The following is a 16,019-nucleotide window of genomic DNA, read 5'->3' as shown; positions in this document are numbered from 1 at the left end:
GCCCTCTTCTATCAGGCCTCGGCCTTGCCCCAGACGTCACGCAGGGCCACGGTGCGGTTGAACACCAGGCGCTCGGCGCTGGAGAGCTTGTTGTCGGCGCAGAAGTAACCTTCACGCTCGAACTGGTAGGCAAACTCCGGCTTGGCATCCTTCAGGGAAGCTTCCACCCGGGCCCCTTCGATGATCACCAGGGATTCCGGATTCAGAGCCGCTTCGAAGTCATCCTCGGCGCCCGGGTTCGGCACCTTGAACAGACGGTCGTAGAGACGCACTTCGGCCGGCAGGGAGTGAGTGGCGCTGACCCAGTGGATCACCCCTTTCACCTTGCGGCCGTCCGCCGGATCCTTGCCCAGGGTCTCGGGGTCGTAAGAGCAGTAGATGCAGGTGACCTTGCCGTCCGCATCCTTCTCGACCCGTTCGGCCTTGATGACGTAGGCGTTGCGCAGGCGCACTTCCTTGCCCAGCACCAGACGCTTGAACTGTTTGTTGGCTTCCTCTTTGAAGTCCGCCTCGTCGATGAAGATTTCGCGGGAGAAATGCAGCTCACGGGTCCCCATCTCCGGCTTGTTCGGGTGCGCAGGCGCCGTCAGCACCTCGTCCGCCGCCAGGTTCTCGATCACCACCTTCACCGGGTGCAGCACGGCCATGGCGCGCGGGGCGTTCTCGTTGAGATCGTCGCGGATGCAGGCTTCCAGCATGCTCATCTCGACGATGTTGTCCTGCTTGGTCACACCGATGCGCTTGCAGAACTCGCGGATGGAGGCCGGGGTGTAACCACGGCGGCGCAGACCGGAGACGGTCAGCATGCGCGGATCATCCCAGCCGTTCACGTGCCCCTCGGTCACCAGCAGGTTCAGCTTGCGCTTGGACATAACGGTGTATTCGAGGTTCAGACGGGAGAACTCGTACTGACGGGGGTGACAGTCGATGCTGATGTTGTCCAGCACCCAGTCATACAGGCGACGGTTGTCCTGGAACTCCAGGGTACACAGGGAGTGGGTGATCCCCTCCAGGGCGTCCGAGATGCAATGGGTGAAGTCATACATCGGGTAGATGCACCACTCGTCACCGGTCTGGTGGTGATGGGCAAACTTGATGCGATAGATGACGGGATCGCGCATCACCATGAAGGGGGATGCCATGTCGATCTTGGCGCGCAGGCAGGCGGAGCCTTCGGCCATCTCACCGTTTTTCATCTTGGCGAACAGGGCCAGGTTCTCTTCCACGCTGCGATCGCGGAACGGGCTGTTCTTGCCAGGGGCAGTCAGGGTGCCGCGGTATTCGCGCATCTGCTCCGGGGAGAGCTCGTCCACATAGGCCAGTCCCTTCTCGATGAGCTCGATGGCGTAGCCGTGCAGCTTGTGGAAATAGTCGGAGGAGTAGCAGATCTCGCCGCTCCACTGGAAGCCCAGCCACTGGACGTCCTGCTTGATGGACTCCACGAACTCGATGTCTTCCTTCGCCGGGTTGGTGTCATCGAAACGCAGGTTGCACTGACCCTGATAGTCGCGGGCGATGCCGAAGTTCAGGCAGATGGATTTGGCGTGGCCGATATGGAGATAACCGTTCGGCTCCGGCGGGAAACGGGTATGCACGCTGCTGTGCTTACCGCTGGCCAGATCTTCATCAATGATCTGACGAATAAAGTTAGTTGGGCTGTTCGCCTGACTCATGGCTCACCTCAAAAATGCGTCACTGGCGGACGTTGTGCCGGCTGGCACCCTCATACCCCCGCCGTCAAGCCGGGTATGATCCCTCATTACGCGCCCTGCCTCAACCTGAATTTGGCCAATTCGGGTCATTGGCGCACCAAAAACGGCGAAACGGGAGAAATTGCAGAGATCCTGGTCAAAAAAAGCCCCGCACGGGGCGGGGTCTCAAGTGATGAAAAACAGACAAAACACACACAACAAAGGTTCACACGCAGAGTCAACCTTTCCCAAACCCGATGGCCATCGCCCTTGGGAAAGGCGGGTCTTGCGACCCACCTTGCGTTAAAAAACGAGGGTTATCAGTTCAGTTCGGTGACGCGGCTGGTGCGCTTGCCATCGAAGCTGGTGGTACGCAGGTAGACCTTGCCATCCACGGTCGGCTTGGCGGCAACGTCGTAGGCGCTCCAGCTCTTGCCATCCAGGCTGTACTGGATGGGCAGACCCGGCAGATCCACATTCGCTTCCAGCACGCCGTTCACCACCTTGGCACCCGGTACGGAGAGGCGGTATTCCACCCCGGCCTGATCCAGTTTCGGCAGCACGCGCTGACCCAGCACGTTGGCAAACTGGTTCCACTCCTTGTTCAGGGTGGCCTTGTTGACATGCTTGGTGGTGCCGGAGAACTCGCGACCCTTCACGTAATCGAGCTCGAAGCCGCCCTTGTGCCAGGCGCGCTCGGCCACGGAGAAGATGCGCGGATAGACCATGTATTCGTACTGGGCATCGGTGCGCACGGTTTCACTCCACTGCTGACCGGAGATCCCCTTGAACTTGACCGGATCCTGGTCACCCTTGGCCACGAAGGCGTTGCCGTCGCGGTCAACCGAGGTCTCGGCGTTCTGCGGCAGGTTTTCCGGGGCGAAGGCAAACACCTTGCGAGTGTCGTTGAAGCGGGTTGCCCAGTAGTAGCCGCGCTCGGCCGGGTGTACCTCGTTCGGGAAGTCGAAGTAGAGGTAATCCGGGTTGGAGAGCACCACGTCATAGCCCTTGTGCGCCCACTTCATCGCCTCGTTGAAACCACCCCAGTAGAGGGTTTCCCAGAAGTTGACCCGGGTCTTGTCGGTGGCGAATACGCTGGCATCCGTGGCGTACTTCAGGCCATCTTCCCACGCCTGCAGGGTGGAGAAGCCGTGGCCCTTGACCATCTCGCTCACTTCCTTGGCAAAGTAGACCGGCAGCTCGGCCACGTCCTTGATCTTGCCATCGTCGATCATCTTCTGGCACATGGGGGACTTGCCGAACGGCTTGTCCTGCTTGCTGGAGTCGACGTTGCCCTTCCAGGCCACCAGATCTTCTTTCTTGGTGACGGCCGGATCCTGGTAACCACCGCCCTGCATGATGTTCTTCGCCTCGTCACCACCGTAGTGCCAGGCGGTCAGCGGCTGGCCGGCGGCCTGGTGCATCTGGGCCACTTCGTCCATCACCTTGGCCACGAAGGTGGCGGCACCCGGCTGGCAGGGGTTGATGAAGGACATCTTGTCGTAGAACTGTACCGAGGTGACGTTGGAGGTATCGGCCGGGTCAGTCAGACGGAACTGGTTGGCCTCGGCTTCTTTGCCCTCGCTCATCAGACGCTTGTAGCGCGCCTCCATGGAGACCACGGCGGCACGGGCGTGGGCCGGCATGTTGATCTCGGGGATCACGGTCACACCGCGGGCCTTGGCATAGCGTACCAGGTCGATGTAGTCCGCCTTGCTGTAGAAACCGGAGCCCTGGTTGTCGCTGGTGGGGCCGGAGCCGAGCTGCGGCATCAGGCACTTGGTTTCGGACTCGTCGTGGCAACGCTGGCTGCCGACGTCGGTCAGCTCCGGCAGGCCCGGGATCTCCAGACGCCAGCCTTCATCGTTGGTCAGCCCCAGGTGCAGCACGTTGAGCTTCATGGCAGACATCTGATCCACCAGCTTCTTCATGGTCTCCGGGCTTCTGAAGTGACGGGCCACGTCGGTCTGCATGCCGCGGTATTCAAAGCGCGGCGCATCCTCGACGCTCATCTGGCTCACCAGCTTGTCGTCAACGCCCAGCAGAGAGATCAGAGACTGGGCGCCCCAGAAGGCGCCGTCAACGTCGTGCCCCTGAATGACGGTGCCCTTCTTGCCGATGGTCATGTCGTAGCCTTCGGCCTGCTTGAGCTTGCTGCCGAGCTTGATGGTGACCGGGTAGCCGGTGTCGGAGAGGGTAACACCCAGCTTGGTCAGTTGCGCCTTCAGGGCCTCGGCGCGATCGCTCGGCAGGTCAAGGGCATTGAGCTTGATGGTGGAGAAGTCGACTTGCGGGCCGGCCTTGACCACCTGCTTCATCGGGCTTGGCAGGATGCGGTCGTCAATCTTGCCGGCAGGCAGCAGGGTGCTGGTCTGGTTCGCGGCGAAACGGGTCTCGCTGTTCATCAGGATGTTGTTGTCATCCTTGGTGCGCTTCCAGCCATCGGCAGGCATCGGCTTCTCGTAGGTGCTGGCATCGTCGATGTTGCTCATGCTGGCCAGCACTTTCGGCTCGGCCCCTTCACTGGCGACATACCAGTTCGGCATGATGTCAGATTCGAACAATACCCAGTATTCCACCACCAGGGGCACCTCGACCGTGGCGTCCTTGGCAAAGCCCTGGAACTTCTCGGTCGGCGTCAAACGATAGAGGTCGCCGGTCAGGTGGGTGATGGTGAACTGGTCGTTGTCCACCCGCTGGATGCGGCGGATGGAGGAGACATAGATGCTCCAGTCCTTGGAGGTGACGTCAGCCCCGGTATTGGTCAGGTGCAGCTTGGCAACGCCGCAGCTCGCCCACTCGGAGCCCAGCGCCTGGCAGTCAAGACCGGCGCCGGCACCGTCATTGGTGACGACTTCGTACTTGACGACGAGGTTGCTGGCGAGGGCGTCGACCACCGCTTGCCTGGCAGCATCAGCTGCAAGTGCGGGACCGGCGAAAACGGTAGACATGGCAATGGCTAACAGAGAATGTTTCAAGTTCATAACTGCTGCTCTCATTTGAAGTAAAGGTTGGATTTTCTTGGCTTTTTTTATATGGGGCCCCGAGGCGGGGCCCTTAGTTATGTCAACAATGGACTTAGACTTGAGGTGAGCGAGTCGCTCGATTAACGCAGGGCTTTCATCTCACCGGCGATGATCTCGGCCAATGGGCCCAGAATCACCTGCAGGTTCTGCTCACCGAGCTTGACCACACCGGCCGCGCCCAGGGCTTTGAGCTTGCGCTCGTCAACGATGCTGCGGTCTTTCAGGGTCAGACGCAGACGGGTGATGCAGGCATCGATGGTCACCAGGTTCTCCTGACCACCCAGCACTTCCAGATACTGCTTGGCCAGCTCGGTGCGGTCGGTGGTTTGAGCCTGTACCGGTACGGCTTCGTCATCTTCACGACCCGGGGTTTTCAGGTTGAACTTGGCGATCACGGCGCGGAAGACCACGTAGTAGAGGCCGAAGAAGACCAGACCCTGTACCAGCAGCATGTACCACTGGGTCGCCAGCGGGTTGCGGCTGGAGAGCACCATATCCACCAGACCGGCGCTGAAGCCGAAACCGGCGATCCAGTGCATGGAGGCTGCGATGAACACGGAGATACCGGTCAGCAGGGCGTGGATGACGTACAGTACCGGCGCCACGAACATGAAGGAGAACTCGAGCGGCTCGGTCACCCCGGTGAAGAAGGCGGCAAAGGCGGCAGCGATCATGATGGACGCAACCTTCTCTTTGTTCTCTTTCTTCGCGCTGTGGTAGATGGCCAGTGCGGCACCCGGCAGACCGAACATCATGATGGGGAAGAAGCCGGCCTGGTACATGCCGGTCACGCCCACGACAGCCTTGCCGGCGTCGATGGAGGACTGGCCACCCAGGAAGTTCGGGATGTCGTTGATGCCGGCTACGTCGAACCAGAACACGGAGTTCAGGGCGTGGTGCAGACCGACCGGGATCAGCAGACGGTTGAAGAAGGCATAGATGCCGGCACCGGTGGAGCCCATGCTGACGATGGATTCACCGAAGCTCACCAGGCCACCGTAGATGACCGGCCAGACGGCCATCAGGATGAAGGAGACGACGATCATCACCACGGAGGTCACGATCGGCACCAGACGACGACCGGAGAAGAAGGCCAGCGCCTTGTGCAGCTCCACGCTGCTGAAGCGGTTGTACAGCTCGGCGGCGATGACACCACACAGGATGCCGACGAACTGGTTGCTGATTTTGGCAAAGGCTGCCGGCACCTGGTCGGCCGGGATACCCTTGATCTGGGCCACGGCGCCCGGGCTCAGCAGAGTGGTGACCACCAGGAAGCCGACCAGACCGGCCAGCGCGGCGGAACCGTCTTTATCCTTGGACATGCCGTAAGCGACGCCGACGGCGAACAGAATGGGCATACTGTCGATGATGGCGGCGCCCGCCTTGATCAGAAACGCAGCCAGAGGGCTTCCGCCACCCCAACCGTTCGGGTCAATCCAGTAGCCAATCCCCATCAGGATCGCGGCGGCAGGCAATACCGCTACCGGCACCATCAGGGCACGGCCGATCTTTTGCAAATAACCGAGAATGTTCACGGTTCCTCTCCTTAGTTGGTGTTTTTCTAGAAATTAAGTGCTTATCACGTTCGACGCATAAGCCATCAAGGCTTGATTGGCAGTCTATGTGTTTTATTTCGCTGCGCAAATTAATAAACCAGCTTTCGTGATCATTATCACTCAACAGAGATAAAGGTAGCCGATAGATGTGGCTTAGTTCGCAATCTTTATTTACGCTATAAAACAACTTGAATCCGTGTCTGGTCCCTTGCCGTCACTCCCTGTGCGGCAACCGTACTGAGGTATATAGAATGCGCCTGATCCCGTTGAAGTCTGCCAGCCAGGTGGGTCTCTGGTCTGCCCGTTACATCGTTGACCGCATCAATGCGTTCAAACCCACTGCCGAGCGCCCCTTCGTGCTGGGTCTGCCCACTGGCGGCACCCCGCTCAACACCTACAAGCGCCTGATTGAGCTGCATAAAGCCGGCGAGGTGAGCTTCCAGAACGTGGTCACCTTCAACATGGACGAGTACGTGGGGCTGCCCAAGGAACACCCGGAGAGCTACCACAGCTTCATGCACAACAACTTCTTCAATCACGTGGACATTCGCCCGGAAAACATCAACATCCTCAATGGCAACGCCGAGGATCTGGTGGCCGAGTGCCAGCGCTACGAAGACAAGATCAAGTCCTACGGCAAGATCCACCTGTTCATGGGCGGCGTCGGCAACGACGGTCACATCGCCTTCAACGAACCGGCCTCTTCCCTGGCTTCCCGTACCCGGGTCAAGACCCTGACCGAAGACACCCGCATCGCCAACTCCCGCTTCTTTGGCGGCGACATGGAGCAGGTGCCCAAGCTGGCCCTGACCGTGGGTGTCGGCACCCTGATGGACGCCGAAGAGATCCTGATCCTGGTGGTCGGTCACGCCAAGGCCCAGGCCCTGCAGGCCACCGTGGAGGGCAGCGTCAACCACATGTGGACCATCTCCACCCTGCAACTGCATCCGAAAGGGATTGTGGTGTGCGACGAACCTTCCACCATGGAGTTGAAGGTCAAGACGGTGCGCTACTTCCAGCAACTGGAAGCCGACAATATCAAGCACCTCTGAGGAGCCCCCATGTACGCTCTGACTAATTGCACTCTCTACACCGGCAGCTGCGTGCTGACCGGTTATGGCGTGGTCATCGATGGCGACAAGATTGTCGCCATCTCACGCCAGGCAGAACTGCCCGCCGGCATCGAGCAGATTGACCTCCAGGGCGCCAACCTCAGCGCCGGCTTCATCGACGTGCAGCTCAACGGCTGCGGTGGCGTCATGTTCAACGGTCACATCACCACGGACACCCTGGCCACCATGCAGGCGGCCAACCTGAAATCCGGGACCACCAGCTTCCTGCCGACCCTGATCACCAGCCCGGATGCGGACATGAAGCAGGCCGTCGCCGTCACCCGCGACTACATGGCCACCCACCCCAACGAGGTGCTTGGCGTCCATCTGGAAGGGCCCTACACCAACCTCAAGCGCAAGGGGATCCACCCGGCCGAACAGATCCGCCAGCCCGCCGACGAGATGATCGACTTCTTCTGCGACAACGCGGACGCCATCGCCAAGATCACCCTGGCGCCGGAGCGCAACAAGCCCGAGCACATCCGCCGTCTGGTGGAGGCCGGCATCCTGGTCTCCGCCGGCCACACCGCCGCCAACTACGACCAGGCCATGGCGGGCTTTGACAACGGCATGCGCTTTGCCACCCACCTCTACAACGCCATGACCCCGACCCTGAATGGTCGCGAGCCCGGCGTGGTCGGTGCCATCTACGATCGCAAGGATGTCTATGCGGGCATCATCGTCGATGGCCACCACGTACACTGGGCCAACGTGCGCCTGGCGCACAGGATGCTGGGGGAGCGGCTGGTGCTGGTCACCGATGCCACCGCGGCGGCAGGTGCACCGGAAGGCTTTGAGAAATTTGATTTTTGCGGCGCAACCGTCTATTTCCGCGATGGTCAGTGCGTCGATGAGAATGGTACACTCGGCGGCTCCGCCCTCACCATGATCGAAGGGGTGGAAAATCTGGTCAAACAGGTCGGATTGCCGCTCGACGAAGCACTGAGAATGGCCACCCTTTACCCCGCTCGCGCCATTGGATGGGACTCGCGTCTCGGTAGTATCCAGGTCGGAAAAATTGCCAACCTCACCGTCTTTGATCAGGCCTTCGCGGTCTGCGGGACCGTGGTTAACGGACACTACACAACACAGTGACACTATGACTGGCGGACAAATAGCAAACGTAGATCTTATCAAGCAGGTAAACAGTGCGGTCGTCTATCGCCTCATTGACCTGCAGGGGCCCATCTCGCGGGTCAAAATTGCCGAGTTGAGTCAGCTGGCCCCGGCCAGCGTGACCAAGATAACCCGGCAACTGATCGAGCACGGCCTCATCAGGGAAACCTCGCCGCAAGCCTCCACTGGCGGGCGCCGCGCCATCTCCCTGACCACCATCAAGCATCGCTTCCAGTTTGTGTCCGCCAAGCTGGGTCGCGGCTACCTGCAGCTCTCCCTGTATGACCTCGACGGCAAGGAGCTCGATCAGCACATCACCCAGGTGACCGAGATCGAGCTGCAACCGGTGGTGGACATGCTGCTGCGGGAGATTGGCGCCTTCATCGACGCCAATCAGGATCGCAGCCGCAACCTCATCAGCATCGCGCTGACCATGCCGGGTCTGGTCAACCCGGAATCCGGCATGGTCATCTACACCCCCACCTACCAGATCCGCAACCTGGGGCTCGCCAAGCTCCTGGAGCACCACTTCAACCTCCCCTGCTACGTGGGCAACGACACCCGTTCGCTGGCGCTGGCCGAACACTTCTTTGGCGAGTCCCGCGACTGCATGGACTCCATCCTGGTGAGTGTCCACCAGGGGACGGGCTCGGGCATCATCACCAAGGGCAAGGTGTTTCTCGGCCAGAACCGCAACGTCGGTGAAATAGGCCACATCCAGGTCGAACCTCTTGGCAAGCGCTGCCACTGCGGCAACTTCGGCTGCCTCGAGACCATCGCCTCCAACGAGGCCATCGTCGACAAGGTGAAGGAGCTCATCAGCCGCGGTCACCTGAGTTCGCTACAGGAGAAGCACATCACCATCCAGGAGGTGTGCAAGGCGGCGGTGGCCGGTGACGAGCTGGCCCGCAGCGTGATCGAGAACGTGGGGGAGCACCTGGGGCGCGCCATCGCCATCACGGTCAACCTGTTCAACCCCCAGAAGGTGCTCATCGCCGGTGAAATCACCGCCGCCGAAGAGATCCTGATCCCGGCCATCCGCCGCTGCGTCGAGCACCAGTCTCTGCCAAGTTTCCATCGCGGCCTGCCCATCGTGAAGGCGCGCTTCCAGAACCAGCCCACCATCGGCGGCTTCGCCCTGGTCAAGCGCTCCCTGCTGGAAGGGGATCTGTTGCAGATCATCATGGAGCAGAAGTAAGGTCCACCCCTTCGGATAAAAAAACGGCAGCCAGTGGCTGCCGTTTTTTTATGGTCTGTTTTCGCCGGTTCACCCCGCCCGGCACGATTTGAACAGGTCCAGCTTGCCGTCATAGACCTGGGTCTGCACGTCCATGATGCCGAGCATGGTGCGGCGCAACAGGTTGTCGTGCCGCTCAACCGTTCTGGCCCATTCACCCCGCCCGGCACGGTTTGAACAGATCCAGCTTGCCGTCATAGACCTGGGTCTGCACGTCCATGATGCCGAGCATGGTGCGGGGCAACAGGTTGTCGTGCCGCTCAACCGCTCGGGCCCATTCACCCCGCCCGGCACGGTTTGAACAGATCCAGCTTGCCGTCATAGACCTGGGTCTGCACGTCCATGATGCCAAGCATGGAGTGAAACAGGTTGTCGTGGGAGAAGCGCTTGCTGGCTGCCTCCTGTTGCAGGCAATCCAGATTGAGCTGACGGTCTGCCTGCAACTGGGGAGAGAACCAGGTCAGGAGCGGCACCCGGGTCTGATCGTCCGGTGCGAACTTGTAGGGGGTGCCGTGCAGATAGAGCCCCATGGCGCCGAGGGATTCGCCGTGATCCGACAGATAGACCAGCCCCACGTTGTACTGGCTCTCCAGGCTCTTGAGCTTGTCGATGAGCTGGGCCAGCACCTTGTCGGTGTAGCGGATGGTGTTGTCATAGGTGTTCACCAGCTCTTCGTTACTGCAGTTCTCGATGTCGCTGCGCGGGCAGTCCGGCAGGAAGACGCGATCGGCGGCCGGGTAGCGGCGATAGTAGGTCGGACCGTGGCTGCCCATCAGGTGGAAGGCCACCAGCTTGCTGCCCTGCTTGCCCTGCATGTCGGCGATCTGCTGATCCAGCCCCTGCAACAGCACCTCGTCATGACAGGCATTGCCGGAGCAGTATGCGGGGAATGCCTTGGGCTCAATCTCGATGGTGGGAACGTTTTTGCACACCCCCTTGCAGCCGCCGTCGTTTTCCTTCCAGAGCACCGAGATCCCGGCATGTTGCAGCACGTCCAGCAAGCCGTCCTGGGACTGGGCCCTGGCCTCGTCATAGCCGCGCCGGGTCATGTTCGAGAACATGCAGGGCACGGAGAGCGCCGTGGCGGTGCCGCAGGAGCGCACGTTCCTGAACGAGACCACATTGGCCTCCTTCTCGGTGAAGCCGTTGGTCTCCTTCTTGTAGCCGTTGAGGGAGTAGTTCTGGCTGCGGGCCGTCTCCCCCACCACCAGGAACATCAGGGTCGGCTTCTCATGCTGGCCGATCACCCTGGCATCGGTGCCGATCTGCTGGTAGGGAATGGGAGTCGCGAAGACCACATCCCGGGCGTACTTGTAGAGCCCGTGCACATAGTTGGCGGGCACTATCTCCTTGCCGAGGGACTTGTTGTTGCGCCCGACCGAGGCGTAATCCTGGTAATAGAGGGCGGCAGCCCCCATCAGAAACAGCAAGGAGAGGGCGATGGAACCGAGGCGCAGACCCAGTCCCTTGTACCAGGGACGGGGGTACTCAATCTTCACCCACAGCAGGACCAGCACCGGCAGCAGGCCGGTCAGCAGGAACCAGAGCACCACGGAGCCGTTGAGGTAGGAGCCCGCCTCCCCGCTGTTGGTCTCGATGATGTTCTGCATCATGCCCATGTCGAAGATCACCCCGTACTTGAGCATGGCGTAGCTGACCAGGGAGCCGGTCAGGATGAGCAAGGCGAAAAAGGGCTTGAGCAGATAACGGAAGGTAAAGGGCAGGAACACCGCGTTGAGGGCCGCCACCAGTACCAGGGGAATGGAGAGGACAAACCCCGCCTTGACGTGTTCAAGGGCGCTGAGAATGCGATAAAAGTGCAGGAAAATGGGCCAGTTGAAGACCAGTGCAAACAGCAGCACCAGCAACAGATTGACCTTCATCACTCCCAGAGTGAGACGCATAGAGAGACTCCGACAAACCAGTGGAACTAACAACCTGCCAGCAGGCTTCGTGGTGACCATCCCGGCGCTCGGCCCTGGAAAAACAGGACAAGAGCCAGGGAGGTCCAGATACGGGGTCATCCTAGGACGGCAAACTTAAGCGAACATTAAGAGAGGAAATCGAACCACAAGGGGAGGTGCGCGGTCTGGCACATAAAAAAACGGCAGCCCGGGCTGCCGTTTTTGCGAAGGTGAACAAGGTGTCGCACCTGTGTGTTCGCGAACCTGAACAGGGTCGCGAGAGGCAATTACAGGGTCGCTGCAATCTCGTCGGAGCCGGGGAAGAGGACCGTTGTGGTCACCCTCCCCTTTGCCCTGAGGGATCACAGGGTCGCGGCGATCTCGTCGGAGATGGAGCCGTTGTGGTACACCTCCTGCACGTCGTCCAGATCTTCCAGCATGTCGATGAGGCGCATCAGCTTGGGCGCGGTCTCGGCATCCAGTTCCGCCTCGGTGGAGGGGATCATGGTCACTTCGGCGCTCTCGGGCTTGAAGCCGGCAGCTTCCAGACCGTCCAGCACGGTGCCGAAGTCGTTCGGGGTGGTGTAGACCTCAATGGTGCCATCTTCTTCGGTCACCACGTCGTCGGCACCGGCTTCCAGCGCGGCGTCCATCAGAGCGTCTTCATCGGCGCCCACGAAGGTCAGCACCCCCTTCTTGGTGAACAGATAGGCCACGGAGCCGTCGGTCCCCAGGTTGCCGCCGCACTTGCTGAAGGCGTGACGCACTTCGGCCACGGTACGGTTGCGGTTGTCGGTCAGGCACTCCACCATGACGGCGGAACCGGCCGGGCCGTACCCTTCGTACACGATGGTCTCGAGCTGCTCACCGTCACCGCCGCCGGCCCCACGGGCGATGGCGCGGTTGATGGTGTCGCGGGTCATGTTGCTGGTCAGGGCTGCCGCCACCGCTGCACGCAGGCGGGGGTTGTTGGCAGGATCGGCATCACCCAGACGCGCGGAGGTGGTGATTTCGCGGATCAGCTTGGTGAAGATCTTGCCGCGCTTGGCGTCTTGCGCCGCCTTGCGGTGTTTGATGTTGGCCCATTTACTGTGACCTGCCATAGGGACTCTCCGTTATAGTTGGAAATTTCAGTAACACTGGTTGCGCCCAGAGGGAAACGGGAAAGGCCGCATCGCTGCGGCCTTTGTTGCCGATAACGGCTTATTCGTCACCCTTGACGGTGGTCGCAATCGCCAGCTCGCCCAGTTGGGCCGGGTTGGCAAAGCTCGGGGCGTCTGTCATCAGACAGGCGGCCGCCGTGGTTTTCGGGAAGGCGATGACATCCCGGATGTTGTCGGTGCCGGTCAGCAGCATGCTGAGGCGGTCCAGACCGAAGGCCAGGCCGGCGTGGGGCGGGGTGCCGTATTTCAGGGCATCCAGCAGGAAGCCGAACTTCAGGCGCTGCTCGTCCGGGGTGATCCCCAGGATGTCGAACACGGTGGACTGCATCTCGCTGTTGTGGATACGCACAGAGCCGCCACCCACTTCGTAACCGTTGATCACCATGTCGTAGGCGTTGGCGTAAGCGCCCACCGGGTTCGCTTTCAGCTCGGCCGGGCCCAGGTTGCTCGGGGCGGTGAAGGGGTGGTGCATGGCCGCCAGACCGCCTTCGCCATCTTCTTCGAACATGGGGAAGTCGATGACCCAGAGCGGCTTCCAGACGTTCTCCACCAGGCCCAGATCGCGGCCCACCTTCAGGCGCAGGGCGCCCATGGCATCGCACACCACCTTCTTGGAATCGGCGCCGAAGAAGATGATGTCGCCATCCATCGCGCCGGTACGGGCCAGGATCTCGCGCACGATGGCGTCAGAGAGGAACTTGGCCACCGGGGACTGCACGCCCTCGAGGCCGCTCCCGGCTTCGTTGACCTTCATCCAGGCCAGGCCCTTGGCACCGTAGATGCCGACGAACTTGGTGTACTCGTCGATCTGCTTGCGAGACAGCTCCGCGCCGCCCGGTACCTTCAGGGCCGCCACACGGCCTTTCGGATCCTTGGCAGGACCGGCGAACACGGCGAACTCCACCTCGGTCAAGAGATCTGCCACATCGACCAGCTCCATGGGCAGGCGCAGGTCCGGCTTGTCGGAGCCGAAGCGGCGCATGGCTTCGTCGAAGGTCATGATGGGGAAGTCACCCAGGTCCACGTTCAGGATGTGCAGCCAGAGCTTGCGGATCATCTCTTCCATGATTTCACGCACCTGGGGTGCGGTCATGAAGGAGGTCTCGACGTCGATCTGGGTGAATTCCGGCTGGCGGTCGGCACGCAGGTCTTCGTCGCGGAAGCACTTGACGATCTGGTAGTAGCGGTCGAAGCCGGACATCATCAGCAACTGCTTGAACAGCTGGGGGGACTGCGGCAGGGCGTAGAACTTGCCCTTGTGCACGCGGCTCGGCACCAGATAGTCACGGGCCCCTTCCGGGGTCGCCTTGGTCAGCATCGGGGTCTCGATGTCGAGGAAGCCGTGCTCGTCCATGAAGCGGCGCACGAAGGCACTGGCCTTGGCACGGGTCTTCAGATACTTGGCCATCTCGGGGCGACGCAGATCCAGGTAGCGGTACTTGAGGCTCACCTCTTCGCTGTTGACCTGGTTGAAGTCAAGGGGCAGCGGCTCGGCACGGTTGATGATGGTCAGCTCGTGGGCGAACACCTCGATGGCACCGGTGGCCATGTCGCTGTTGCGCTGGGAGTCGGGGCGGGTACGCACCACACCGGTCACCTGGATGCAGAACTCGCCGCGCAGCTCGGAGGCCAGGGCAAAGGCGTCCGGCTTGTCCGGATCGAAGAACACCTGCACGATGCCCTCGCGGTCGCGCATGTCGATAAAGATGAGGCCGCCGAGATCACGACGACGATGGACCCAACCGCACAATGTAATGGTCTGCCCGGCATGGGCCTCGTTGACCTGTCCGCAATAGATAGAGCGCATGGACTTCTTCCTTCGAAATGGTAGAGAGACGGTTCATCCTGGGTCGCCGGGCACGACTGGCAAGCACCGTCTGTCTCACAGCTGGCCAGATCCTGCTTCTTGCCCGGTTTGAAATCTGTCTCGGGTCATCCGGCTCCCCGAGCCGGATTCTTGCCGCCGCCCCAGGCATGCCCCCGCTCCCGACCGGGATGACGAGTGGGCGCCGGGGTATCGGCTGGCGTCGTTGTCTGGCCACTGCCGGGCCGCGATCATCGTCACCCGGGGGCTCGGTCGCGCGCATTACGACAATGTGGCAAACAAAAGGGTTGGCATTATAGAGGAAAACCTCCATTTGGGTAAAATGGCCCGCAGCCCCCTTTACCCTGTTTTTTGTTGTTCTGGCGCAAAAAGGAGGGCAAAAGTGCGCCAACCTGCCGACAGGAACCATCATGAGCCTCTATTTGGGCCTGCCCCAGTGGTCACACCCGGCCTGGCCCGGCCAGTTGCTGGGGATGAATGCCAGGCCCGCCGAGCACCTCGCCGACTATGCCCGGGTGTTCAACTCCGTGGAGGGCAACACCACCTTCTACGCCTCGCCGACCCCGGAGACGGTGCAGCGCTGGGCCGATGCGGTCCCCGACCACTTTCGCTTCAGCTTCAAGTTTCCCAAGGAGATCAGCCACCAGAGTGATCTGGTGAGCGCGGACAAACAGGTGACGGCCTTCATCCGCCTGCTGGCCCCCCTGCATGACAAGCTGGGGCTGCTCAAGCTGCAACTGCCCGCCCGCTTCGGGCCAGAGGGGCTGGCCCGTCTGGATGCCTTCTTCGCGCGGCTGCCCCAGGATTTCACCTATGCCCTCGAGGTGCGCCACCCCGATTTCTTCGCCAAGGGGGAGGCGGAACGGGCCCTCAACCGGATGCTGATGGCGCGGGGCATCAATCGCATCATGCTCGACAGCCGTCCGCTCTTCTCGGTGCCCGCCACCACGGCCGCCATGATCGATGCCCAGGGCAAGAAACCCAGGTTGCCGGTCCATCTGCTGGCCACGGGGGGTGCCCCGGTGGTGCGCCTGATTGGTTTGCCTCAAATCGAGGACAATCACCCATTTTTGCCACCATGGTTGCCACATTGGAAACAATGGCTCCAGGAGGGCAAGGATCTCTACCTCTTTGTTCACACCGCCGACAATGCCCGGGCCCCCGAACTCGCACGGCAGATCAGCCGCCTGCTCGGCCAGGAGATGGCCCCCTGGCCGGGAGAAAACGATCGCGCCCGCCAGGGGGTGCTGCCCTTTTGAGCGACCCCCTCCCCGCCCCTTCTCCGTCCCCAAAAAAAGCCGCTTTTTTTGTGGTCCCACCGGGGTTGACGTCAAGACAAACGCCCGCCTTTCCTCTACACTAGCGCCCCAAGTAAGGTCCCGGGCCTGG

The 16,019-nt window shown here is 61.2% G+C and carries 10 protein-coding genes; 4 read left to right on the top strand and 6 right to left on the bottom strand.

From position 1 onward, the window contains the following. Positions 1-11 precede the first annotated feature (11 nt). From glnS to nagE, 3 genes are all read right to left on the bottom strand, one after another. On the bottom strand, positions 12-1,673 hold the full coding sequence (gene glnS / locus I6L32_RS13620; RefSeq protein WP_010674101.1) for a glutamine--tRNA ligase: 1,662 nt from the start codon (positions 1,671-1,673) through the stop codon (positions 12-14). Between the two features lie 338 nt (positions 1,674-2,011). Beyond that, the gene (locus I6L32_RS13615; protein WP_202014266.1) at positions 2,012-4,675 is read right to left on the bottom strand and encodes a beta-N-acetylhexosaminidase; all 2,664 of its coding nucleotides are present in this window, start codon (positions 4,673-4,675) and stop codon (positions 2,012-2,014) included. Positions 4,676-4,797: 122 nt separating this feature from the next. Continuing rightward, on the bottom strand, positions 4,798-6,252 hold the full coding sequence (gene nagE, locus I6L32_RS13610; RefSeq protein WP_039039841.1) for an N-acetylglucosamine-specific PTS transporter subunit IIBC: 1,455 nt from the start codon (positions 6,250-6,252) through the stop codon (positions 4,798-4,800). A 272-nt stretch (positions 6,253-6,524) separates the two neighbouring features. Between nagE and nagB the strand changes: the two genes are divergently transcribed. From nagB to I6L32_RS13595, 3 genes are read left to right on the top strand one after another with little or no spacing between them, the layout of a single operon-like run. Next, a complete protein-coding gene (gene nagB, locus I6L32_RS13605; protein WP_010674098.1) occupies positions 6,525-7,325 on the top strand; it encodes a glucosamine-6-phosphate deaminase in 801 nt (266 codons plus the stop codon). A 9-nt stretch (positions 7,326-7,334) separates the two neighbouring features. Beyond that, the gene (gene nagA / locus I6L32_RS13600) at positions 7,335-8,480 is read left to right on the top strand and encodes an N-acetylglucosamine-6-phosphate deacetylase (protein WP_202014264.1); all 1,146 of its coding nucleotides are present in this window, start codon (positions 7,335-7,337) and stop codon (positions 8,478-8,480) included. A gap of 4 nt (positions 8,481-8,484) precedes the next feature. Then, positions 8,485-9,699, top strand: a complete 1,215-nt coding sequence (locus I6L32_RS13595) for an ROK family protein (RefSeq protein ID WP_216944005.1) — start codon at positions 8,485-8,487, stop codon at positions 9,697-9,699. A gap of 317 nt (positions 9,700-10,016) precedes the next feature. On the opposite strand, the gene I6L32_RS13590 is transcribed toward I6L32_RS13595, so the two are convergent. The 3 genes from I6L32_RS13590 to aspS all read right to left on the bottom strand — a co-directional run bounded on the left by I6L32_RS13590 (position 10,017) and on the right by aspS (position 14,612). Next, a complete protein-coding gene (locus I6L32_RS13590; protein ID WP_041212708.1) occupies positions 10,017-11,642 on the bottom strand; it encodes a phosphoethanolamine transferase in 1,626 nt (541 codons plus the stop codon). Positions 11,643-12,004: 362 nt separating this feature from the next. Next, positions 12,005-12,745: a YebC/PmpR family DNA-binding transcriptional regulator gene (locus I6L32_RS13585; protein WP_010674094.1), complete on the bottom strand. Its 741-nt coding sequence runs from the start codon at positions 12,743-12,745 to the stop codon at positions 12,005-12,007. Positions 12,746-12,845: 100 nt separating this feature from the next. After that, positions 12,846-14,612, bottom strand: a complete 1,767-nt coding sequence (gene aspS / locus I6L32_RS13580) for an aspartate--tRNA ligase (protein ID WP_045525291.1) — start codon at positions 14,610-14,612, stop codon at positions 12,846-12,848. 428 nt (positions 14,613-15,040) lie between these two features. Here aspS and I6L32_RS13575 point away from each other — a divergent pair, with 428 nt between their 5' ends. After that, positions 15,041-15,889 carry a DUF72 domain-containing protein gene (locus tag I6L32_RS13575; RefSeq protein WP_010674092.1) on the top strand — a complete coding sequence of 283 codons (849 nt, stop codon included), beginning with the start codon at positions 15,041-15,043 and terminating at the stop codon, positions 15,887-15,889. The last annotated feature ends 130 nt before the right edge of the window (positions 15,890-16,019 follow it).

It is taken from the genome of Aeromonas sp. FDAARGOS 1402, from assembly GCF_019046925.1.
In the GTDB taxonomy this organism is placed as follows: Bacteria; Pseudomonadota; Gammaproteobacteria; order Enterobacterales; family Aeromonadaceae; genus Aeromonas; species Aeromonas caviae.
This window is presented reverse-complemented; position numbering and strand designations above follow the sequence as displayed.

Bases quoted from the DNA above. Each gene is read 5' to 3' on its own strand.
- glnS (WP_010674101.1), bottom strand. From the start codon at position 1,673: ATGAGTCAGGCGAACAGCCCAACTAACTTTATTCGTCAGATCATTGAT.
- I6L32_RS13615 (WP_202014266.1), bottom strand. From the start codon at position 4,675: ATGAACTTGAAACATTCTCTGTTAGCCATTGCCATGTCTACCGTTTTC.
- nagB (WP_010674098.1), top strand. From the start codon at position 6,525: ATGCGCCTGATCCCGTTGAAGTCTGCCAGCCAGGTGGGTCTCTGGTCT.
- nagA (WP_202014264.1), top strand. From the start codon at position 7,335: ATGTACGCTCTGACTAATTGCACTCTCTACACCGGCAGCTGCGTGCTG.
- I6L32_RS13595 (WP_216944005.1), top strand. From the start codon at position 8,485: ATGACTGGCGGACAAATAGCAAACGTAGATCTTATCAAGCAGGTAAAC.
- I6L32_RS13590 (WP_041212708.1), bottom strand. From the start codon at position 11,642: ATGCGTCTCACTCTGGGAGTGATGAAGGTCAATCTGTTGCTGGTGCTG.
- I6L32_RS13585 (WP_010674094.1), bottom strand. From the start codon at position 12,745: ATGGCAGGTCACAGTAAATGGGCCAACATCAAACACCGCAAGGCGGCG.
- aspS (WP_045525291.1), bottom strand. From the start codon at position 14,612: ATGCGCTCTATCTATTGCGGACAGGTCAACGAGGCCCATGCCGGGCAG.
- I6L32_RS13575 (WP_010674092.1), top strand. From the start codon at position 15,041: ATGAGCCTCTATTTGGGCCTGCCCCAGTGGTCACACCCGGCCTGGCCC.